The 21,051-nt window shown below is 67.6% G+C and carries 17 protein-coding genes; 10 read left to right on the forward strand and 7 right to left on the reverse strand.

Translation table 11 applies throughout. From position 1 onward, the window contains the following. Window positions 1–297: 297 nt before the first annotated feature. From EC845_RS14380 to dgoD, 6 genes are all read left to right on the forward strand, one after another. Window positions 298–1,347: an ABC transporter substrate-binding protein gene (locus tag EC845_RS14380; RefSeq protein WP_123298782.1), complete on the forward strand. Its 1,050-nt coding sequence runs from the start codon at window positions 298–300 to the stop codon at window positions 1,345–1,347. After that, the gene (locus EC845_RS14385) at window positions 1,340–2,221 is read left to right on the forward strand and encodes an ABC transporter ATP-binding protein (RefSeq protein WP_123298783.1); all 882 of its coding nucleotides are present in this window, start codon (window positions 1,340–1,342) and stop codon (window positions 2,219–2,221) included. The genes EC845_RS14380 and EC845_RS14385 overlap by 8 nt, the downstream gene beginning before the upstream one ends. Window positions 2,222–2,354: 133 nt before the next feature. Then, the gene (locus EC845_RS14390; protein ID WP_123298860.1) at window positions 2,355–3,134 is read left to right on the forward strand and encodes an ABC transporter permease; all 780 of its coding nucleotides are present in this window, start codon (window positions 2,355–2,357) and stop codon (window positions 3,132–3,134) included. A 169-nt stretch (window positions 3,135–3,303) separates the two neighbouring features. Beyond that, window positions 3,304–4,290: a 2-dehydro-3-deoxygalactonokinase gene (locus tag EC845_RS14395; protein ID WP_123298784.1), complete on the forward strand. Its 987-nt coding sequence runs from the start codon at window positions 3,304–3,306 to the stop codon at window positions 4,288–4,290. A gap of 66 nt (window positions 4,291–4,356) precedes the next feature. Further along, the gene (locus EC845_RS14400) at window positions 4,357–4,983 is read left to right on the forward strand and encodes a 2-dehydro-3-deoxy-6-phosphogalactonate aldolase (RefSeq protein ID WP_123298785.1); all 627 of its coding nucleotides are present in this window, start codon (window positions 4,357–4,359) and stop codon (window positions 4,981–4,983) included. Between the two features lie 48 nt (window positions 4,984–5,031). After that, window positions 5,032–6,180: a galactonate dehydratase gene (gene dgoD, locus EC845_RS14405; protein ID WP_123298786.1), complete on the forward strand. Its 1,149-nt coding sequence runs from the start codon at window positions 5,032–5,034 to the stop codon at window positions 6,178–6,180. Between the two features lie 115 nt (window positions 6,181–6,295). Here the strand turns inward: dgoD and EC845_RS14410 are convergent, their stop codons facing one another. The 7 genes from EC845_RS14410 to EC845_RS14440 all read right to left on the reverse strand — a co-directional run bounded on the left by EC845_RS14410 (window position 6,296) and on the right by EC845_RS14440 (window position 13,653). Then, window positions 6,296–7,336, reverse strand: coding sequence for an L-idonate 5-dehydrogenase (locus EC845_RS14410; RefSeq protein ID WP_123298787.1), 1,041 nt, complete (start codon window positions 7,334–7,336; stop codon window positions 6,296–6,298). Next, window positions 7,333–8,376: a DctP family TRAP transporter solute-binding subunit gene (locus EC845_RS14415; RefSeq protein ID WP_233598070.1), complete on the reverse strand. Its 1,044-nt coding sequence runs from the start codon at window positions 8,374–8,376 to the stop codon at window positions 7,333–7,335. The genes EC845_RS14410 and EC845_RS14415 overlap by 4 nt, the downstream gene beginning before the upstream one ends. Window positions 8,377–8,429: 53 nt before the next feature. Continuing rightward, window positions 8,430–9,710 carry a TRAP transporter large permease gene (locus tag EC845_RS14420; RefSeq protein WP_123298788.1) on the reverse strand — a complete coding sequence of 427 codons (1,281 nt, stop codon included), beginning with the start codon at window positions 9,708–9,710 and terminating at the stop codon, window positions 8,430–8,432. Continuing rightward, the gene (locus EC845_RS14425; protein WP_233598071.1) at window positions 9,707–10,291 is read right to left on the reverse strand and encodes a TRAP transporter small permease; all 585 of its coding nucleotides are present in this window, start codon (window positions 10,289–10,291) and stop codon (window positions 9,707–9,709) included. The genes EC845_RS14420 and EC845_RS14425 overlap by 4 nt, the downstream gene beginning before the upstream one ends. 86 nt (window positions 10,292–10,377) lie before the next feature. Continuing rightward, on the reverse strand, window positions 10,378–11,403 hold the full coding sequence (locus tag EC845_RS14430; RefSeq protein WP_123298790.1) for a TRAP transporter substrate-binding protein: 1,026 nt from the start codon (window positions 11,401–11,403) through the stop codon (window positions 10,378–10,380). A 77-nt stretch (window positions 11,404–11,480) separates the two neighbouring features. Continuing rightward, a complete protein-coding gene (locus tag EC845_RS14435; protein ID WP_123298791.1) occupies window positions 11,481–12,728 on the reverse strand; it encodes an enolase C-terminal domain-like protein in 1,248 nt (415 codons plus the stop codon). Window positions 12,729–12,882: 154 nt separating this feature from the next. Continuing rightward, complete coding sequence (locus tag EC845_RS14440; protein WP_123298792.1) at window positions 12,883–13,653, reverse strand: SDR family oxidoreductase; 771 nt, start codon at window positions 13,651–13,653, stop codon at window positions 12,883–12,885. 168 nt (window positions 13,654–13,821) lie between these two features. Between EC845_RS14440 and EC845_RS14445 the strand changes: the two genes are divergently transcribed. From EC845_RS14445 to glgX, 4 genes are all read left to right on the forward strand, one after another. Then, on the forward strand, window positions 13,822–14,550 hold the full coding sequence (locus tag EC845_RS14445) for a FadR/GntR family transcriptional regulator (protein ID WP_123298793.1): 729 nt from the start codon (window positions 13,822–13,824) through the stop codon (window positions 14,548–14,550). A 148-nt stretch (window positions 14,551–14,698) separates the two neighbouring features. Next, window positions 14,699–16,465: an alpha-amylase family glycosyl hydrolase gene (locus EC845_RS14450; RefSeq protein WP_123298794.1), complete on the forward strand. Its 1,767-nt coding sequence runs from the start codon at window positions 14,699–14,701 to the stop codon at window positions 16,463–16,465. 52 nt (window positions 16,466–16,517) lie between these two features. After that, window positions 16,518–18,809: a 1,4-alpha-glucan branching protein GlgB gene (gene glgB / locus EC845_RS14455; protein ID WP_199739812.1), complete on the forward strand. Its 2,292-nt coding sequence runs from the start codon at window positions 16,518–16,520 to the stop codon at window positions 18,807–18,809. Continuing rightward, window positions 18,809–21,046, forward strand: coding sequence for a glycogen debranching protein GlgX (gene glgX, locus EC845_RS14460; protein WP_123298796.1), 2,238 nt, complete (start codon window positions 18,809–18,811; stop codon window positions 21,044–21,046). Before glgB ends, glgX begins: the two co-directional genes overlap by 1 nt. Window positions 21,047–21,051 lie beyond the last annotated feature (5 nt).

Below are 21,051 nucleotides of genomic sequence, written 5' to 3' on the forward strand. Positions count from 1 at the left end.
CAGGCCATCGGCCTGAACGGACGCGCCCGGCCCATGCGGTTCACGAGCCCGCGAGCACCCCCCTCAGGTGCCGCGGGCTTTTCTGCGTGTGCAGGACAGTAGGGGTACATACCGAGGCGTGTTGCCGTGGGCCTGGCTACGATCAGAGAAGGATGAACGAATTCGCGCTTGCGAGCGCAATCGGAATTTGAAATCCGGCGATTTCGCGAAAGAAACAAGCACGGGCCACCAAGGCCAGCCCACCCGGGGCTGGCTTGCGCAGGGCACCGCTGCATTCAACATCAGGAGACATACGCCATGGCCATCCGCCGTCGTTCCCTCATCCAGGCCGCAGGCGCCGCCAGTGCGCTGGGCATCGCGCCGTTTGCCTTCACGCTGGCCCGTGCCCAGTCGCTCGAGAAAAAGGACGTCCACATCGCCGTGGGCGGCAAGGCGCTGACGTACTACCTGCCGCTCTCCATTGCCGAGCGCCTGGGTTATTTCAAGGAAGAGGGCCTGGACGTCACCATCAGCGATTTCGCCGGGGGTTCGCGTGCCCTGCAGGCCGTGGTGGGCGGCAGTGCAGACGTGGTGTCCGGTGCGTTCGAACACACCATCAGCCTGCAATCCAAGGGGCAGATGTACCGGGCCTTTGCGCTGCAGGGCCGGGCGCCGATGATCGGCGTGGGGGTCTCGGCCAAGGCCATGCCCGACTACAAGACGCCGGCGGATCTGAAGGGCAAGAAGATCGGCGTGACCGCGCCCGGCTCGTCCACCAACATGGTGGTGAATTTCCTGCTGAGCAAGTACGGGCTGAAGGCCAGCGATGTCGCCATCATCGGCGTCGGCGCCGGCGCGGGGGCGGTGACGGCGCTGCGTTCCGGGCAGATCGACGCCATCTCGAACACCGATCCGGTGGTTTCCATGCTCGAGCACAACCAGGACATCCGCATCATCTCCGACACCCGCAAGGTCAAGGAAACGGTGGCGCTGTTCGGCGGCAACATGCCGGCGGGCTGCCTGTACGCGCCGCAGAAGTTCATCGACGCCAACCCCAATACCGTGCAGGCGCTGGCCAATGCCATCGTGCGTGCCGACAAGTGGATCCAGAAGAACGGCGCCACCGGCGTGGCCAAGACGGTGCCCGAGTCCTACCTGCTGGGCGACCAGGCGGTCTATCTGGCGGCCGTGGGCAAGAGCCTGGACGGCTTTTCGCCCGACGGCCGTTTCCCCGCCGACGGTGCGGCCACCGCCACCAAGGCGCTGTCGGCCTATTCGCCCGACGTCAAGGCCGACAAGATCGACCTGGCCAAGCTGTGGACCAACACGTTTGTGGACAAGGCCAATGCGAAGTATGCCAATGCCTGAGTCGGCCGTACTGGATCGGACGACGGCCGCTGCCGGCGGCCTGGGCCACGGGGCCGTTCGCGCGGGCGAGGACGTCGCGCTGGCGCTGGACCGCATCACCTGCACCTTCGTGGCCAAGGAGGGGGGTGGGCAGCGCTACACCGCCGTGTCCGATGCCACGCTCGAGGTCAAGGCCGGTGAATTCGTTTCGGTGGTGGGGCCCACGGGCTGCGGCAAGTCGACGCTGCTCAATGTGGGCGCGGGCCTGCTGGCGCCCAGCACCGGGCAGGTTCGGGTGTTCGGCCAGCCGCTCCAGGGCGTGAACCGGCGTGCCGGCTACATGTTCCAGGGCGAGGCGTTGCTGCCCTGGCGTTCGGCGATCGACAACGTCATGGCCGGCCTCGAGTTCGCCGGCGTCGACCGTGCCGAGGCACGCGAGCGTGGCGAGGACTGGCTGCGCCGTGTCGGGCTCGGTGGCTTCGGTGAGCGCTACCCGCACCAGATGTCGGGCGGCATGCGCAAGCGCACGATGCTGGCGCAGACGCTGATCCGCGATCCCGACATCATCCTGATGGACGAGCCCTTTTCGGCGCTCGATATCCAGACCCGCCAACTGATGGAAAACGAGGTGCTGGAGCTGTGGATGGCCAAGCGCCGTGCCGTGCTGTTCATCACCCACGACCTCGACGAGGCCATCGCCATGAGCGACCGCGTGGTGGTGCTGTCGGCGGGGCCCGGCACCCGGCCGATCGGCGAGTTCGTCATCGACCTGCCGCGTCCGCGGGATGTGGCCGAAGTGCGCATGCATCCGCGCTTCGTCGAACTGCACGCGGCCATCTGGGACGTGCTGCGCGAGGAAGTGCTCAAGGGCTACGCGCAGCAGAAACGCAAGTGACATGAGTACGCCGTCGAACATGAACAAGGCTCCTTCCAACGCCCCGATCGAACCCGTGGGGGCATCCCTTGCGCCGCACGCCGGACCGGGGGCGTCGCTGCCGCCGCCCGCTGCCGAGGGCCGAAGCCGCCGCATGCCGCGCCGCGTCGTGCTGCGCGCCTGGCAACTGCTGCTGCTGGTCTTCATCCTGGGGGTGTGGCACCTGATGTCGCGCGACCCCGGCGTGGCTTTCTTTTTCGGCGAACCCCTGGTGATCGCCCAGCGCATCTGGGACTGGTTCGTCGTCAACGCCGACATCTACCGGCACCTGCAGGTGACCCTGGCCGAGACCGTGCTGGCCTTCGGCATCGGCACGGCCTCGGGACTGGCCGCCGGTCTGTGGCTGGGCCTGTCGCCGCTGGCCAGCGCCATTCTCGATCCCTACATCAAGGCCGCCAATTCGATGCCGCGCGTGATCCTGGCGCCGATCTTCGGCATGTGGTTCGGGCTCGGCATCTGGTCCAAGGTGGCGCTGGCGGTGACGCTGGTGTTCTTCATCGTGTTCTTCAACGTCTACCAGGGCGTGCGCGAAGTCAGCCCCACGCTGCTGGACAACGCCCGCATGCTGGGCGCCAGCCGCCGGCAACTGCTGCGCCATGTCTACCTGCCGTCGGCCACGAGCTGGGTCTTCTCCAGTCTGCACACCTCGGTGGGCCTGGCCTTCGTGGGGGCCGTGGTGGGGGAATACCTGGGCTCGGCCGCAGGGGTGGGCTACCTCATCCTGCAGGCCGAAGGCACCTTCGACGTCAACACGGTGTTTGCGGGCATCGTGGTGTTGACCGCGTTTGCGCTGGTGCTCGACGGCCTGGTCGGCCTGGTCGAGAAACGGCTGATGCGCTGGCAACCCAAGGCAGGCGAGACCGAACGGCTCTGACCCATTGCCGGCGGTCGGGCACGTGTCCGGTCACACGGCCAGGATCCGGGAAACCGGTCCTGGCCGTTTTGTTTCACGGGTTTGTCCTAGCGGCGGCGGCAGAGATCATACATATGATGTTTGACGATCGCCGATGTTGGCGCGCTTTTGCTGTTCGTGTGCGAGATCCATGCCGTCACCTCCTTCTCCCGAATCCCCGGCCACGGCCCTGATCGCCCTGGATTGGGGCACTTCTTCGCTGCGGGCCTATCGCCTCGACCCGGCGGGCCGGACGCTCGAGCAGCGGCATTCGCCGCATGGCATCACCCAATTGCCGGTGGCCGGTGCCGAGGGCTTTGTGCAGGCCCTGCAACTGCTGGCCGGCGATTGGCTGGCGGCGTGGCCCCAGGCGCCGCTGCTGGCCTGCGGCATGGTCGGCAGCGCACAAGGCTGGCGCGAGGCGCCGTATGTGGCCGTGCCCTCCGATTTCGCCGGGCTGGCCGGCCGACTGGTGACCGTGCCCGTCGGCAGCGGCCGCACCCTGCTGATCGTGCCGGGGCTGATCGAGCATCGCGAGGGCCTGCCCAACGTGATGCGGGGCGAGGAGACCCAGATCGCCGGTGCGCTGGCGCTGCAGGCGGTCGATGACCTGGGCCTGATCGGCCTGCCCGGCACGCACAGCAAGTGGGCCCGTGTCGCAGACGGGCGTGTGGTGGCCTTCGACACCTACATGACGGGCGAGGTCTATGCGGCCCTGAGCCAGCACACGCTGCTGGCCCGCACGCTGGAGCGCGGTGGCGCATTCGACGAGGCGGCTTTTCGGCGGGGCCTCGAGACAGCGCAATCCGAAGCGGGCCGGCGAGGGCCGCTGTCCACCATCTTCAGCACCCGCACGCTGGGCCTGACGGGCGTGCTCACGGCGAAGGCCCAGGCCGACTATCTGTCCGGCCTGCTGATCGGCCACGAGGTGCAATCGGTGTGCCGCACGCTGGGTGCCGAACTGCAGGGTCAGGCGTGGCAGCTCATCGGCGACGAACAACTGTGCCGGCGTTACCAGGTGGCCTTGCGGCACGCCGGCGTCGAGGGCGTGCGCTGGATCAGCCAGGCCACCGAAGCCGGCCTGTGGCATGTGGCGCAGGCGGCGGGCCTGGTGGCCGGCCGGACCGGTCTGCCTTGACGGCGTGCACCTCGCACGCGTTTTTTCAACCCTTCTTTGTTCCTTCGAGAGCCGACCGGAAAGCCTATGCCTGATGTCGTTCCCCTGTCTGGATTGATCGCGATTCTGCGCGGCATCCGTCCCGAAGAGTGCGTGGCCGTGGGCCAGGTGCTGTATGCCGCCGGACTGCGGGTGATCGAGGTGCCGCTGAATTCGCCGCAGCCGTTCGACAGCGTGCGGCGGCTGCGCGATTCCCTGCCGCCGGATTGCCGCGTGGGTGGCGGCACGGTGCTGCGGCCCGAAGATGTCGACCGCCTGCACGAGGCAGGGGCCGACCTGATCGTCATGCCGCATGGCGACCCGTCCGTGATCCGGGCTGCGGTGCAGGCCGGCATGGCCTGCGCGCCCGGCGTGGCCACGCCCACCGAAGCCTTTGCCGCACTGGCGGCGGGCGCCACGGCGCTCAAGCTGTTTCCGGCCGAACAACTGGCGCCGGCGGTGCTCAAGGCCTGGCGCGCCGTGCTGCCGCCGCAGGTGCCGCTGCTGCCCGTCGGCGGCATCACCCCCGAAACCATGGCGCCCTATCTCGAAGCGGGTGCCCGTGGATTCGGCCTGGGCTCTGCGCTCTACAAGCCCGGCCTGGCGGCCGACGAGGTGGCACCTCGTGCCCAGGCCTTCCAGCGGGCCTGGCTGGACTGGAACGCCACGCACTGAAGCCCCCTCGGGGCCGTCCCGATCATTTGCTGCATCACGACAGACATCATGAAAATCACCAAACTCACCACCTTCATCGTTCCGCCGCGCTGGTGTTTCCTGAAGATCGAAACCGACGAGGGCATCGCCGGCTGGGGCGAACCGGTGGTGGAGGGCCGGGCGCAGACCGTGGCAGCCGCCGTCGACGAGCTCTCCGACTACCTGATCGGCCGCGATCCGCGCCACGTGCAGGATCTCTGGAACGTGATGTACCGCGCCGGTTTCTACCGGGGCGGTCCGATCATGATGAGCGCGATCGCCGGAGTCGACCAGGCCCTGTGGGACATCAAGGGCCGCGCGCTGGGCGTGCCGGTGTACGAACTGCTGGGCGGCCCGGTGCGCGACCGCATCCGGGTCTATTCTTGGATCGGCGGCGACCGGCCCAGCGAGACCGCCGAGCAGGCCCGTGCCGCCGTGGCACGGGGCTTCACGGCCGTGAAGATGAACGGCACCGAAGAGATGCAGTACATCGACACCCATGACAAGGTGGCCCGGGCGGTCGCCAATGTCGCGGCCATCCGCGACGTGGTGGGTCCGGACATCGGCATCGGGGTGGACTTCCATGGCCGCGTGCACAAGCCCATGGCCAAGGTGCTGATGCGCGAACTGCGCGACTTCAAGCTGATGTTCATCGAGGAGCCGGTGCTCAGCGAGCACCTCGAGGCGATCCCCGAACTGGCCGCCATCGGTGCCGCGCCCATCGCCCTGGGCGAGCGGCTGTACTCGCGCTGGGATTTCAAGCGGGTGCTGGCCACGGGCGGCGTCGACATCATCCAGCCCGATCCCTCGCACTCCGGCGGCATCACCGAGACCTGCAAGATCGCCGCCATGGCCGAGGCCTACGACGTGGCCGTGGCGCTGCACTGCCCGCTGGGGCCGATCGCGCTGGCGGCCAATCTGCAGATCGACGCCGTGTCGTACAACGCCTTCATCCAGGAACAGAGCCTGGGCATCCACTACAACACCAGCAACGACTTGCTCGACTACGTGGTCAACCCGCAGGCCTTTGCCTACCGCGACGGTTATGTCGACATGCCCGGCGGCCCTGGCCTGGGCATCGAGGTCAACGAGGACTATGTGCGCGAGCGTGCTGCGGAGGGACACCGCTGGCGCAATCCGGTCTGGCGCCATGCCGACGGCAGCGTGGCGGAGTGGTAGCCTGACCCCGCAATGAACGGCGCCCTTCGATCCCGAGGAAAGGATCGAAGGGCGCAAGAGCCCGGCTCCGAAACGGCCCCGATGCGATGCAGGGAGCCGGCGCACCGCAGGTGCGTCAGTCGTCGAAGCTCAGCACCACCTTCATGGCCTGCGTGCGGTCGCTGGCCAGCGCAAAGGCGCGGCCCGCATCGCGGTAGGGCAGGGTGGCCGAGACCAGCGGCTTGAGGTCGACCAGGCGCTGGTTGATGAGGCGCACGGCCGTGCCGAATTCCTCGTGGAAACGGAAGGCGCCGCGCACGTCGAACTCCTTGGCCACGATGGTGTTGAACGGCAGGCTCAGTTCCGCGCCCGACAGCCCGAGCTGCACGATCACGGCCCGCGGACGCAGCACGTCGAATGCCGCCTTCAGGGCCCGCTCGTTGCCGCTGGCTTCGAACAGCACGTCGAACTGGCCTTTTTCATGGGTGTAGCGCGAGAGAGCCTCGGGGTTGCTGGCGACGTTGATGGTCTCGTCGGCACCGACGCGAGCCACCTTGCTCAGCGGCTGGTCCACCACGTCGGTGGCGACGATGTGGGTGGCCCCCGCACGGCGCGCCGCGATCACGGCCATGGCGCCGATCGGGCCGCTGCCCGTCACCAGCACCGATTTGCCGAGCAGCGAACCGGCACGGGTCGCGCCGTGCAAGGCCACGGCCAGCGGTTCGGCCATGGCGCCTTCGGCGTCGCTCACGCCGTCGGCCAGCACGAAGGCCTGGCGCGCATCGATCACGATTTCCTGGCGGAAGGCGCCCTGCACGTGGGGCATGCGCATGGCACTGCCGTAGTAGCGCATGTCCAGGCAGTGGTTCTGCAGACCCTGCTGGCAGAAACGGCACTGGCCGCAAGGCTGGCTGGGGTTGACTGCCACGCGGGTGCCCGGCTGCAGGCCTTGCACGCCGGCACCGATTTCCTCGATCTGGCCGGCGACCTCGTGCCCCAGCACCATGGGCTGCTGGATGCGGATGGCCCCGAAACCGCCGTGGTGGTAGTAGTGCAGGTCGGAGCCGCAGATGCCGCCGGCGCGCACGCGCACGCGCACCTGGCCGGCCGCGACCGGCGGCGTGGGGACGTCTTCGATGCGCAGATCGCCCGGGGCGTGGATGACAAGTGCTTTCATGGTTTGCGGGTGGCTCTGAATTGGTTGAGTTCGGCGTAGAAGCCCTGGACGAATTCCGGGCCGATGTCCTTGGCGGCCTGGTCGATCACGGGCTGCACGGCGGCGCGGATCTTCTGCAGCTCGGCGGGCGGCATCTCGGTCACGGTCATGCCCTTGTCCTGCAGTTCCTTGACGACCACCGAGGCCTCGCGCAGTTCCTCGGCACGCTCGAAGGCACGGGTGTCCTCGGCCACCTTCTGCACGATCAGGCGCTGGTCGGCGCTCAGCGCGTTCCACCATTTCTTCGAGCCGATCAAGGCCACCGGGGTGTAGACGTGGCGGGTGATGGTGAGGTACTTCTGCACCTCGTACATCTTGTTGGCGTACATGTCGACCACCGGATGCTCGTAGCCGTCCAGGGCCTTGATCTCGAGGGCCGGATAGACCTCGGTGAAGGCCATGGGCACGGCGTTGATGCCCATCGCCTTGAAGCTGGCCAGGGCCATGGGGTTCTGCATCACGCGGACCTTCAGGCCCTTCATGTCGTCGAGCGTCTGGATCTTGCGTTTGCTGTTGGACATGTCGCGGAAGGCGCCGCCTGACCACACCAGGCCCTGCATGTTCATGTCGCTCAGGCCCTCGAGCATCCGGCGGCCGACGGGGCCGTCGAGCACGTAGGCGGCTTCGGCATCCGAGCCGAACAGGAAGGGGAAATCGAAGATCTGCAGTTCCTTCTTGCGAGCCGCGATGGGCGACAGCGCGCCCAGGTAGAGGTCCTGCACGCCGCTCTGCACGGCGATCAGCATCTTCTCTTCGGAGCCCAGCTGCGAGCTGCCGTAGACCTCGATCCTGACGGCGCCTTGCGTGGCCTTTTCGACCTCGGAGGCAAAACGTTTCATGGCGACGGCGCGCGGATGCGAGTCGGTGAACGAGTGGCCGAGCCGGGCTTTCTTGACTTCTTGCGACTGGGCGGCGAAGGGTGCGGCGACCGCCGCCAGGCAGGCCATGCCGGCGAACGCGGCGGCCAGCAGGCGCCGGCGGGGAGCGATGGGATTGCGCATGTTCGTTGTCTCCTGTGTTGTGAGTTGCGGGCCTCGGGCCTGGGGCCCGGGCGCTATCGCGTCATCCATTCCAGCGGCCACATGACGATCTGCGGAAAGACCACCAGCAGCAGCATCACGATGGTCTGGGCCACCATGAAGGGGATGACCCCCTTGATGGCCCCGCTCATCGGAATCTTGGCCACCCCGCAGACCACGTTGAGCACCGTGCCGACCGGTGGCGTGACCAGGCCGATGGCGTTGTTCATGATGAACAGCACGCCGAAGTACACCGGGTCGATGCCGGCCTGCTTGAGCACCGGCATGAGCACGGGCGTCATGATCAGCACGGTGGGCGTGAAGTCGAGCGCGGTGCCGATGACCAGGACCAGCAGCATGAGCACGAAGGTCAGCAGCATGCGGTTGTCCATCAGCGGCTCGACCAGCGCGGCCAGTTGCTGCGGAATGTCGGCGGTGGTGATCAGCCAGGCCGAGACCCCGGCCGCCGAGACCAGGAACATGATCACGGCCGTGGTTTCGGCGGCGCGGTAGAACAGCGCGAACAGCTGTTTGGGCTTGATCTCGCGATAGACGACCAGTCCGACGAACAGCGAGTAGACCGCCGCGATCACGGCCGCCTCGGTGGGCGTGAACAGGCCGACCTTGAGCCCGCCGACGATGACGATGGGCAGGATCAGCGCCCACACGGCCTGGCGGGTAGCGGTCCAGCGTTCGGCCATGGTGCGTTTGGGTTCGGTCCGCGGTTTGTCCTTGGCGATCGACCAGCGCCAGGCCAGCATGATCGCCAGACCCATGAGCAGGCCGGGCACGATGCCGGCGATGAACAGCTTGGTGATCGACACGCCGCCGGTCACGCCGTACAGGATCATGCCGATGGACGGCGGGATCACCGGGGCGATGATGCCGCCGCAGGCGATCAGGCCACACGAGCGGTTGATGTCGTAGCCGGCCTTGCGCATCATCGGCACCAGCACGGCGGCCAGCGCGGCGGTGTCGGCCACGGCCGAGCCCGACAGCGAAGCCATGATGACGGCGGCGGCGACGGCGACGTAGCCCAGGCCGCCGCGGATGTGGCCGACCCAGGTCATGGCCATCAGGATGATGCGGCGCGTCATGCCGCCGGCGTTCATGAATTCGCCGGCCAGCATGAAGAAGGGCACGGCGAGCAGCGGGAAGCTGTTGGCACCGTCCCACATGTTCTGGATCACGATCTGGGGATCGGTGAAACCCATGTAGTACATCATGGCCAGGCCGCAGCCGATGAGGGCGAAGGCCACGGGCATGCCCAGGGCCATCAGCCCCAGCAGCGACGAGATGAAAACGAAGATGGTCATGGCTGGTTGTTCCTGTGGGCTGCTGCGGGCGCCGCGTTCTGCGCCACCATGGCTTGCTCGGCCGCCAGGGCGTCGCTCATGCCTTCCTCGTGCACGTCGATCAGCTCGTCGTCGCCGACCTTGCCGGCCAGCAGGCGCAGCAGGTTGGACAGGCAGATCAGGCCGATCGCCGTGCCGGTGACATAGCTCACGCCGAACACCCACAGCATGCTGATCTGCGCGACGGGCGAGGCGTTGCCGGCCACGATGTCGTGCTGCAGCCAGGTGCCGTAGACGATGTAGCCGCAGCACACCAGCATGACGGCCTGGCTGATGCCCCAGCAGATGCGCCGGCCCAGCACCGGCAGGATCTGGACCAGGATGTCGACGCCCAGGTGGGCGCGGCGGCGCATGCCGACCACGGCGCCCAGGAACGTCATCCAGACGAATGCGAACCGGGGGATCTCTTCCGAGAGATCGATGCCGGTGTTCAGGAACAGCCGCAGCATGACGTTGCCGAACACCATGACGAACATCACGACCATGCAGACGACCATCATGATTTCCAGCAGGCGCGTGATGGCGTCCGCAATTGCTTTCAAGGTAGAACCCATCGGCAGTGCCTCTTATAAGGTGGAGAGGAGGAAAGCCGGGGCCAGGCGGCCCCGGTGGTGTGGATCGATGAGGATTACTTGGCCTTGCGCGCCTGTTCGATCTCGGTGTAGAAACCTTGGACGAACTCTTCGCCGATCACGGGCGTGAACTTGGCGACGACGGGCTTGACCTTGTCCTGGATGCGCGCGACATCGGCGGCGCTCAGCGCGTCGACCTGCACGCCGGCGGCCTTGAACTTGCCGATCACTTCGGCGTCGCCCTCGTCGAGCAGCTTGCGTTGCAGCAGGCCGGCTTCGGTGGCGGCCTTGCGCAGGCCGGCGCGGTCGGATTCCGACAGGCGGTCCCAGAACTTCTTGGAAGCCACCAGCGCGACCGGCGTGTAGACATGGTTGGTCAGCGAGATGTACTTCTGCACTTCCTGCATCTTGTTGGCGTACATGTGCTGCAGCGGGTTTTCCTGGCCGTCCAGCGCCTTGATTTCAAGCGCGGGGAAGACTTCGGCAAAAGCCATGGGCGTGGCGTTGGAGCCCAGCGTCTTCCAGGTATCGAGCGCCACCGGGTTGGTCATCACACGCACCTTCAGGCCGCTGATGTCCTCCAGCTTGGTCACGCTGTGCTTGCTGTTGGAGAGGTTGCGGAAACCCATGCCGCTCCAGGTCAGTCCGACCAGGCCGGCCGGCTCGATCTTCTCGAAGATCTTCTTGGAGGAGGCGCCGTCGAGCAGGGCATAGACCTCCTGGGTGTTGCGGAACATGAAGGGCAGATCCCAGATCTGCACTTCCTTGACGCGGGTCGACAGCGGCGCCAGGGTGCCGATGTAGAGCTCCTGCGTGCCGGCCTGCGCGGCCTGCAGTTGTTTCTCGTCGCTGCCCAGCACGGCGCTGTGATAGACCTGGATCTTCACGTTGCCGTTGGTGTAGGTATTGGCCAGCTCGGCGAACTTGTTCATGGCCGTTGCCTGCGGATGCGACTCCGGCATGGCATGCCCGATCTTGGCCTTGATTTCGGCGTGTGCCGGCATCACGGCCATGGCGGCGGCCGCGGCCGCGATCAGCGCGGCACGGCGGGTGGTGCGGAAGAATGCATTGGATCGGGTCATGACGTGTCTCCGTTGTGGTTTGAAAAGGAATGGGGCAGCGATCAGTCAGCTCAGAAACGGTGCGGGGCGCGTGCGGGTCAGGGGGTCTGCAGCGTGCCGTCGGCCAGGCGGGTCTGGGTCCAGTGGGTGACGAGGTTCTCGCAGGGGTACTTGGCGGCTTCGGCCTCGTCGACCTCCACGCCCAGACCGGGTTGGTCGTTGGCGTAGACATGGCCCTGCCTGAATTCGGGCAGGCCCGGGAACACGTCCAGCAAGGCCGCTCGCGGCCCCTTGAGGGCCTGGATCACGAAATTCGGCGGCTCGGTGCCCGACCATTCCTGCACGCCGAAGTTGCGCGAGGCCAGGTCGATGTGGATGTTGGCCGCGTGGGCCAGGGGCGACATGTCGCCCGGTCCGTGCCAGGCCGTGCGCACGCCGAACTGTTCGGCGAAGATCTGCAGCTTGCGGCCCGGCGTGATGCCGCCGATCTGGCTCAGGTGCACGCGCACGAAGTCGATCAGGCGCTCGGTGATCATGAAACGCCATTCGTAGGGGTTGTTGAACAGTTCGCCCTGGGCCAGCGGCGTGTTGGTCTTGGCACGCAGCTGGCGCAGCCATTCGCCTTCTTCCAGCGGGATGGCGTCTTCCAGGAAAAACAGGTCGTAGGGGTCGAGTTCGACCGCCAGCCGGATCGCATCGATGGGCTTGAGCCGCTCGTGCACGTCGTGGCACAGCGAGACGTCGAAGCCCAGGCGGCTGCGCAGGCCGTCGAACATCTTCAGCGTTTCGCGCATGTAGCGTTTGCCGTCGAGGTAGATGCCGTCCGGCGAACCGCTGGGAGCCGACAGCGGCGCCGGGCCGAACCCGCCGCCGCCGTAGCCGCCGCTCTGGCAGCGGATGTGGGTGATGCCCTGGGCCTGGTATTTCAGGATGTTGTCGCAGAGCTCTTCGAGGTCGCGGCCGTCGGCATGCCGGTAGATCGGCACACCGGCACGGCAGCGGCCGCCGAACAGCTGGTAGAGCGGCATGCCGGCCATCTTGCCCTTGATGTCCCACAGCGCCATGTCGATGCCCGAGATCGCGTTGTTCTCGATCGGGCCGTTGCGCCAGTAGGCGTTCTGGTGCATGAGCTGCCACAGCTCCTCGATGGCCGTGGCGTCGCGGCCGACCAGCAGGGGCTTGAGGTACTGCTCGATCAGCGTGACCACTGCCAGGTGGCGGTAGGCAAAGGTGGCGCAGCCCCAGCCGTACAGGCCAGGCTGGTTGGTCTCGACCTTGACCACGACCAGGTTGATGCCTTCGGGTGCGGTGAGGACGACGCGGATGTCGGTGATGAGGGTGGTCATCGGATCGGTGGGCGGTGTAAGGGTGCGTGGGCGTTGGGGGTGGGGCCGGCGGACCATCCGCCGGCGTTCGGTCGTTGCGACAGCGCTGTCCGAAGCGGCGTCGGTGGCCGTGGTGGGCCGGCGAGGCCGCGGGGTTCGGCTCAGCGCAGCGGGTTCAGAGCACCGCCAGCCAGCCGCCATCCACGTAGATGATCTGGCCGTTGACGTAGTCCGACGCCGGCGAGGCCAGGTACACGGCCGTGCCGGCGAGTTCCTCGGGTTTGCCCCAGCGCTGGGCGGGATTGCTGCTCTTGACCCAGGCATCGAACTCTGGGTTGTTGACCAGGGCCTCGTTCATGTCGGTCAGGATGTAGCCGGGACCGATGGAGTTGGCCTGGATGTTGAAGCGGGCCCATTCGGCCGCCATCGAGCGCGACAGCAGCTTGATGCCGCCTTTGGCCACGGTGTAGGGAGCCACGGTGGCGCGTGCGGCCTCGCTGGTCAGCGAGCCGATGTTGATGATCTTGCCGCCGTTGCCCTTGGCGATCATGCGCCGTGCGGCTTCGCGGCCGACCAGGAAAGCGGCGGTCAGGTTGGTGTCGATGACACGCTGCCAGTCCTTGAGCTCGAGCTCGAGCATGGGGGCGCGATGCTGGATGCCGGCGTTGTTGACCAGGATGTCGATGTGCAAGCCCTGTTCGTCGAAGGCCTGGAAGGCCTGGCGCACGGCCTGCTCGTCGGCGACGTCGAAGGCCGAGCCTTGCGCATCCAGGCCTTCGGCAGCCAGGGTAGACACCGCTTGTTCGAGTGCCGCCGTCTGGCGACCATTGAGGACCACGCGGGCACCTGCCTGCGCCAGGCCGCGGGCGATCGCCAGTCCGATGCCGCGCGCCGAACCCGTGACCAGGGCCGTGCGGCCCGACAAATCAAAACTACCTTGGGACATGCCAGAACCATCCATTTGTCAATAAATGTATAACGTATGATGATTGAAAACGAGCCGATGCGCTCCTAGGGTTAGCCTGTAGAAAAGGGTAAATACCGAGGATCAAAACGGGATCGCAGAGCCCTGCGCGTGTGGAACTTCAAACGTCATACGTGATATAAGAGTTCCATGCTTTATCCCGCCCCCAAGGCCCGTGCCACGTTCCAAGAACAAGTCCTGCAGCAGCTGGGTCAGGACATCTGTGCCGGCCGTTACCGGCCCGGACAGATCCTGCCGCCCGAGCCCGAACTCTGCGAACGTTTCGGCTACAGCCGCATCGTGATCCGCGAGGCCATCAAGTCGCTCGCCGCCAAGGGCATGCTGACCGTGCAGCGCCGCATCGGCACCGTGGTGCAGGAGGTCGACGGCTGGAACCTCTTCGATCCGGATGTCATCGCCTGGCGTTCGGTGCTGCTCGAGACCGACCCGGTCATGGCCCGCGATCTGGCCGAACTGCGCCGCATCGTCGAGCCCGGTGCCGCCCGGCTGGCGGCGACCCGGGCCAGCCCCGAAGAACGGCGGGCCCTGCGGGCCGCCTACATGGCCATGGCGCGTGCGGTGGCAGGCAAGGGCGATTACGTCAAGGCCGATCTGCAGTTCCACGCCACCATCCTGTCGGCCAGCGGCAACCAGTACCTGCGGCGCATGCGCGAGTCGATGTTCGCCATGCTGCATGCCAGCTTCAAGATCGTGACCTGGAAATCCGGCGGGCCGGCGGCCTCGCTGCCGCTCCACGAAGCCGTGTGCCTGGCCATCGAGCGCGGAGATGCGGACGGCGCCGAACGGGCCTCCTTCATCCTGATCGAACGGGCCGAAGCCGACCTGCGGGAACAACTCCAGCCGGCCGTGATCGACTGAAGCGGCCGCGACCCGGGCTGGCGGCAGGCCGGGCCCTCGGGGAATGGGGTCCAGGCCTGTCATGGCCGTGGCGCACTCCTTGCATATGCTCCAATGATCCCGGCCGAAGTTCCGGCCATGACTTTCAGGAGCGCCTGTGCCGTCCGATATGGTCCACTCCCAGCAGCCGTCAGTGCCTATTGCCCCTTCCTCGGCCGAGTGGTGGCGTGGTGCGGTGATCTACCAGATCTACCCTCGAAGTTTCCAGGACAGCGACGGCGACGGGGTGGGCGACCTGCCCGGCGTGCTGCAGCGGCTCGATCACATTGCCGCGCTCGGCGCCGATGCGGTGTGGATCTCGCCGTTCTTCAAGTCGCCCATGAAGGACTTCGGCTACGACGTGGCCGACTACCGGCAGGTCGATCCGCTCTTCGGCACCCTGGCCGATTTCGACGCCGTACTGGGCAAGGCCCACGCGCTGGGGCTGCGGGTGATGATCGATCAGGTGCTCTCGCACACCTCGGACCAGCATGCCTGGTTCCAGCAGAGCCGCGCCAGCCGCGACAACCCCTATGCCGACTGGTATGTCTGGGCCGATGCCCGGGCGGACGGCACGCCGCCCAACAACTGGCTGTCGGTGTTCGGCGGATCGGCCTGGACCTGGGATGCGCGGCGCCGGCAGTACTACCTGCACCAGTTCCTGGCCGAGCAGCCCGATCTCAATTTTCACAACCCGGCCGTGCGGGCGCAGTTGCTCGACGAGGTGCGTTTCTGGTGCGAGCGCGGCGTGGACGGTTTTCGGTTCGATGCCTGCAATCACCAGTTCAGCGATGCGCAACTGCGCGACAACCCGCCCGCGCGTGCCGGCGAGGTCGTCAGCACGGTCAGTGCGGACAACCCCTACGCCATGCAGCGTCACCTCTACGACAAGAGCCGGCCCGAGAACCTGCCGTTCCTCGAAGAACTGCGGGCCGTGCTCGATGTCCATGGCGCGGCCGCCATGGGCGAGGTCGGCGACGAGGACGCGCCGCCGATCATGGCCGAATACACCGCGTCCGGTCGGCGCCTGCACATGGCCTACAGCTTTGCGCTGGTCACGCGGGACGGCTCGGCCGCCCACATCCGCCATGAAGTCGAACGCCTGACGGCCGCGCTGGCCCGGACCGGCGGCTGGGGTTGCTGGGCGTTTTCCAATCACGACTCCGAGCGTGTCGCCACGCGCTGGGCCTTGCCGCAAGCCGATGGCACGGCCGGCCGGCCGCAGCCGGCGCAGTGCCGGATGCTGTGGGCTCTGCTGAGCGCGCTGCCCGGCAGCGTCTGCGTCTACCAGGGCGAAGAATTGGGGCTGCCCCAGGCCGACGTGCCGTTCGAGCTGCTGCAGGACCCGTATGGCAAGGCCTTCTGGCCCGAGTTCAAGGGGCGCGACGGCTGCCGCACGCCGATGCCGTGGCAACGCGATGCGGTGCACGGCGGCTTCACGGCCGCGCAGGCGGTGCCCTGGCTGCCCATGCCGGCCGAACACCGGGCCCTGGCGGTCGATGTCCAGGCGGCGCAGCCGGATTCGATGCTGCGTTTCGCCAGCCAGTGGCTGGCCTGGCGCCGCACCCAGCCCCTGCTGCGCAGCGGAGGCATCCGTTTCCACGACCATGCGGCGCCCCCCGGGGTCCTGCTGTTCGAGCGCCATGCCCCCATCGCGTCCGCACACGATGGCGCGCCCGCTGACAGCCCCCCTTCCTTGCTGCTGGCTGTGAATCTGAGTGCTGCCGTGCAGCATGTGAGTCTGAGTGCCGTAGCGGATGCTGCGGTGTGGCACGATGTCACGCCAGCCTGTGTACACGAGGCTGGCCTGGCGCCTGAGCCCGGCGCGCCGTCCGGCGTCTGGGTGCTGCCGCCGTGGGGCATTGGTGTTGGCCTGTTTGTTGCAAGGGGAGCCTGACGCCTCTGCGCGAACAGGCCGCGGGCGTTGTAGTTCACAAAAAGGCCGGATCTTGTCGTACTCATCCCAGGCGAGCGAGTCGTCCATCTCTCTGTCCCAGCCGGAGCGCGAAGCCCTGCTGTCGGCTCGCCATGGCGACGTATTCGCCTGCCTGGGGCCGCATCGTGTCGGTGACGACACCGTGGTCCGGGTTCTGCTGCCAGGGGCGCAGGCCGTGCAGGTGCTCGATGCGCAGGGACAGGTGCTGGCCGGCTTGCCGCGTGTGCAGGACGCCCTGTTTGCCGGGCCTGTCGCCGGCCTGGCCGAGTTCGCGCCCTACCGCCTGCAGGTCGACTGGGGTGGCCATCGCACCGCGCTCGAAGATCCCTACCGCTTCGCGCCGCTGCTCGGCGACATCGATGCCTGGCTGCTGGCCGAAGGCACGCACGAGCGGCCCTACGAACAGCTCGGCGCCCATCCGTGCCGTTGCGAGGGCGTGAACGGCACGCGCTTTGCCGTCTGGGCCCCCAATGCGCAGCGGGTCTCGGTGGTCGGCGACTTCAATGGCTGGGATGGCCGGCGCCACGTCATGCGCCGCCTCGCCGGCCTGGGCATGTGGGAGATCTTCATTCCCGAGGTGGCCGTGGGCGACCTCTACAAATACGAACTGCTCGATGCTCGGGGCGACGTGGTCCGCAAGTCCGATCCCTTTGCCCTGCGCGCCGAACTGCGTCCGCAGACGGCATCCGTGGTGCAGGGCCTGCAGGCCGTGGTCCCGGCCACTCCCGGACGGCGCGAGGCCAATGCGCTCGATGCACCCATCTCCATCTACGAAGTGCACCTGGGCTCATGGCGGCGGCATGCCGACGGCCGCTGGCTGAGCTACGCCGAACTGGCGCAGCAACTGGTGCCCTATGCGGTCGACATGGGTTACACCCACATCGAGTTGCTGCCGGTGCACGAACATCCGTTCGACGGCTCGTGGGGCTATCAGCCGACGGCGCTGTACGCGCCCACCTCGCGTTTCGGCACGGCTGCCGATTTCGCCGCGCTGGTGCAGGCCGCGCACGCCGCCGGCCTGGGCGTCATCCTCGACTGGGTGCCGGGACACTTCCCGACCGACGCCCACGCGCTGGCCGAGTTCGATGGCACCCATCTCTTCGAGTACGCCGATCCGCGCGAAGGTTTCCATCCCGACTGGAACACCCTGATCTACAACTACGGGCGAACCGAGGTCTGCAACTACCTGGCCGCCAACGGGCTTTACTGGATCGAGCGTTTCGGGGTCGACGGGCTGCGTGTGGATGCGGTGGCCTCCATGCTCTACCGCGACTACAGCCGCGAGCCCGGCCAGTGGATTCCCAACCGCTACGGCGGGCGCGAGAACCTCGAGGCGATCGACTTTCTGCGGCGCATGAACCGGCTGGTGGGCACCGAGCGCCCCGAGGCCATCACGGCGGCCGAGGAGTCGACGTCTTTTTTTGGCGTGACTCTGCCGCCCGAGGACGGCGGCCTGGGCTTCCACTACAAGTGGAACATGGGCTGGATGAACGACACCCTGGCCTACATGCGCGAAGATCCGGTCTACCGGCGTTACCACCACAACCGCCTGCGTTTCGGGCTGATGTACGCCTACGCCGAGAACTTCGTGCTGCCGCTCTCGCACGACGAGGTCGTGCACGGCAAGGGTTCGCTGCTGGGCAAGATGCCGGGCGACGCCTGGCAGCGTTTCGCCAACCTGCGGGCCTACCTGGGCTTCATGTGGGGCCACCCAGGCAAGAAACTGCTGTTCATGGGCTGCGACTTTGCCCAGGATACCGAATGGAACGCCGACGCCGGGCTGCCCTGGCATCTGCTCGAGGGCGAAGGGGCCGACAACCGCCACGCCGGCATGCAGCGCCTGGTGCGCGATCTGAACCGGGTGCTGCGCCATTTTCCGGCGCTGCACCAGCAGGATTTCCAGCAGGCCGGCTTTCGCTGGGTGTGCCACGAGGATGCCGAGCACAGCGTGCTGGCTTTCCTTCGGCTCGATCGCGCGGGCCGCGCGGTGCTGGTGGTCTGCAACTTCACGCCCGTGGTGCGCGAAGGCTACCGCCTGGGGGTGCCGCGCGACACCGGCAACGGCTCGCGCTGGCGCGAGATCATCAACACCGACCTGGCCCTCTACGGCGGCAGCGGTGTCTACAACCTGGATCAGGACAGCGTGCCCGTACCGGCCCATGGCCATACCCACTCGCTGCTGCTGACGCTGCCGCCGCTGGCCACGCTGATGTTGGTGGCCGACGACCTCGTTCCGGCCGGCATGCCGATGGCGGGCGACGGGGTCGCGGGACGGCCTGCGGTTCGTCCGGCGGAGGCCGCCTGATGACGGCCGCTGCCCTTCAGGCCCGCCCCGGGCAGCCCTATCCGCTGGGTGCACAGGCCACGGCAGAGGGCCTGCATGTGGCCGTCTGGGCCCCCGAGGCCATGCAGCTCGAACTCTGCCTGTTCGACCGGCAGGGCCGGGCCGAACTCGGCCGCATCGCTTTTCCGTGCTGTACCGACGGGGTCTGGCATGGCGTGTTCTCCGGCGAGCTCGTCGCGCCGTCCCCGGTGGGCGAGGGGCCTGTGGATGCCCCCTTGCGGCTGGGCGAAGGCGCGGTCTACGGGCTGAGAGCACAGGGTCCGTGGGCGCCGCACCAGGGCCATCGCTTCAATCCGGCCAAGCTGCTGCTCGATCCGTATGCCCGCGAGGTGGTGGGCCGCTACGGCTTCGACGCGCAAGGGCGCGAGGCCGATCTGACGCTGTACCTGGGCCACGATCCGCACGATCCGACCTGGCCCGACGAACGCGACAACGCCGCGGTGGCGCTCAAGGCCAGGGTACCGGCCGCCGCGCCCGTCTTCGACTGGCAGGACGACCGGGCGCCGCGTGTGCCGCCGGGCCGGACCGTGCTGTACGAGCTGCATGTGAAGGGGGCCACCCGGCTGCATCCCGGCATCCCGCCGGCGCTGCAGGGAACCTATGCCGGGCTGGGTCATCCGGCCCTGGTGAGCCACCTGCAGGCCCTGGGGGTGACCACGGTCTCGCTGATGCCGGTGCACGCCCGGGCCGACGAGCAGCGCCTGCAGCAGCAGGGCCTGTCCAACTACTGGGGTTACTCCAGCATCGCTTTTCTGGCTCCCGAGCCGCGTTACGCGCAGACCCCGGGCCAAGCCGGCGTCCAGGACGAGTTCAAGACCCTCGTGCGCACGCTGCATCGGGCCGGCATCGAAGTCGTGCTCGATGTGGTGTTCAACCACAGCGGCGAGACCGACGAGCTCGGTCCCACGCTCAGCCTGCGCGGCTTGGCCAACCGGCTCTACTACGTGCTGGAACCGGGCGATCCGTCGCGTTACGTGAACTGGACCGGCTGCGGCAATTGCCTGGACCTGACGCAGCCGCGGGTGGTCGAACTGGTCGTGGCTGCGCTGCGCCATTGGGTGCGCGAGATGCATGTCGACGGATTCCGGTTCGATCTCGCCCCGGTGCTGGCGCGCAGCGGCGGCCGCTACGATGCGTGCGCGCCATTCTTTGCAGCCCTGCGCGCCGACGAACTGCTGTCGCGCGTCAAGCTCATCGCCGAACCGTGGGACATCGGTCCGGACGGCTACCAACTGGGCCGCTTTCCACCCGGCTGGCTGGAGTGGAACGACCGCTACCGCGACACCGTTCGCGGTTTCTGGCTGCACGCCGGCAGCGGCCCCAAGGCCACCCGGGGCGATCTGGCGCGGGGTCTGGCCGCCTCCAGCGACCGTTTCCGTCACGATTGGCGCCAGCCTGCGGCCAGCGTCAACTACATCTGTGCGCACGACGGTTTCACGCTGCGCGATCTGGTCAGCTACGACCACCGCCACAACGAAGCCAACGGCGAAGACAACCGCGACGGCCATGGGCACAACCTCAGTTGGAACGCGGGGTTCGAAGGCTCCGGCGGCGGCGAGTCGGTTCAGGCCCTGCGTGCCCGCCTGCAGCGGGCCCTGCTGGCCACCCTGCTGGTCTCGCAGGGCACGCCCATGCTGCTGGGCGGCGACGAACTCGGTCACAGCCAGTCGGGCAACAACAATGCCTATTGCCAGGACAACGCCACCACCTGGTGGGACTGGGCCGGCGCCGACACCGCGCTGCTGGCTTTCGTGCGCCGCGCGCTGGCCGTGCGCCACGGGTGCCCGGCGCTGCGGATTGCGCATTGGCTCGAGCCTCTGGATCTGGCGGCCTGGCAGGCCGGCGCCGTGCAGTCCTGCAGCGCCGCCGCCTGGCTGCGCCACGACGGGCAGCCGCTGGGCCCGGCCGATTGGGATCAGGCCGGGCAGGGCACGCTGGCCGTGCTGCTGCACTGGGCGGGCGATGCGCACGCGGTGTCGCACCCCGATCGTGTTCCCGCGACCGCCTTGCTGCTCTTCAATGCCGATGCGGTCGACCAGGCGTTCGACCTGCCCATGCCGCAGCCCGGCCAGCTCTGGCTGCCGCTGCTGGCCAGCGACAGCGCCGACGGCGAACCCGCCGACGGCCGCGCCTGGCCCCGCACGCTGACTCTGCCGCCGCGTTGCCTGCGGGTCGCGGTGGCCGCCCAGGCGCCCTGAAACGG

This window comes from Comamonas sp. BIGb0124 (assembly GCF_003752175.1).
Lineage (GTDB): Bacteria > Pseudomonadota > Gammaproteobacteria > Burkholderiales > Burkholderiaceae_C > Comamonas_F.

What these genes read in the sequence shown, in the direction of transcription:
- EC845_RS14380 (WP_123298782.1), top strand. Translation starts at nt 298, where the DNA reads ATGGCCATCCGCCGTCGTTCCCTCATCCAGGCCGCAGGCGCCGCCAGT.
- EC845_RS14385 (WP_123298783.1), top strand. Translation starts at nt 1,340, where the DNA reads ATGCCTGAGTCGGCCGTACTGGATCGGACGACGGCCGCTGCCGGCGGC.
- EC845_RS14390 (WP_123298860.1), top strand. Translation starts at nt 2,355, where the DNA reads ATGCCGCGCCGCGTCGTGCTGCGCGCCTGGCAACTGCTGCTGCTGGTC.
- EC845_RS14395 (WP_123298784.1), top strand. Translation starts at nt 3,304, where the DNA reads ATGCCGTCACCTCCTTCTCCCGAATCCCCGGCCACGGCCCTGATCGCC.
- EC845_RS14400 (WP_123298785.1), top strand. Translation starts at nt 4,357, where the DNA reads ATGCCTGATGTCGTTCCCCTGTCTGGATTGATCGCGATTCTGCGCGGC.
- dgoD (WP_123298786.1), top strand. Translation starts at nt 5,032, where the DNA reads ATGAAAATCACCAAACTCACCACCTTCATCGTTCCGCCGCGCTGGTGT.
- EC845_RS14410 (WP_123298787.1), bottom strand. Translation starts at nt 7,336, where the DNA reads ATGAAAGCACTTGTCATCCACGCCCCGGGCGATCTGCGCATCGAAGAC.
- EC845_RS14415 (WP_233598070.1), bottom strand. Translation starts at nt 8,376, where the DNA reads ATGCGCAATCCCATCGCTCCCCGCCGGCGCCTGCTGGCCGCCGCGTTC.
- EC845_RS14420 (WP_123298788.1), bottom strand. Translation starts at nt 9,710, where the DNA reads ATGACCATCTTCGTTTTCATCTCGTCGCTGCTGGGGCTGATGGCCCTG.
- EC845_RS14430 (WP_123298790.1), bottom strand. Translation starts at nt 11,403, where the DNA reads ATGACCCGATCCAATGCATTCTTCCGCACCACCCGCCGTGCCGCGCTG.
- EC845_RS14435 (WP_123298791.1), bottom strand. Translation starts at nt 12,728, where the DNA reads ATGACCACCCTCATCACCGACATCCGCGTCGTCCTCACCGCACCCGAA.
- EC845_RS14440 (WP_123298792.1), bottom strand. Translation starts at nt 13,653, where the DNA reads ATGTCCCAAGGTAGTTTTGATTTGTCGGGCCGCACGGCCCTGGTCACG.
- EC845_RS14445 (WP_123298793.1), top strand. Translation starts at nt 13,822, where the DNA reads ATGCTTTATCCCGCCCCCAAGGCCCGTGCCACGTTCCAAGAACAAGTC.
- EC845_RS14450 (WP_123298794.1), top strand. Translation starts at nt 14,699, where the DNA reads ATGGTCCACTCCCAGCAGCCGTCAGTGCCTATTGCCCCTTCCTCGGCC.
- glgX (WP_123298796.1), top strand. Translation starts at nt 18,809, where the DNA reads ATGACGGCCGCTGCCCTTCAGGCCCGCCCCGGGCAGCCCTATCCGCTG.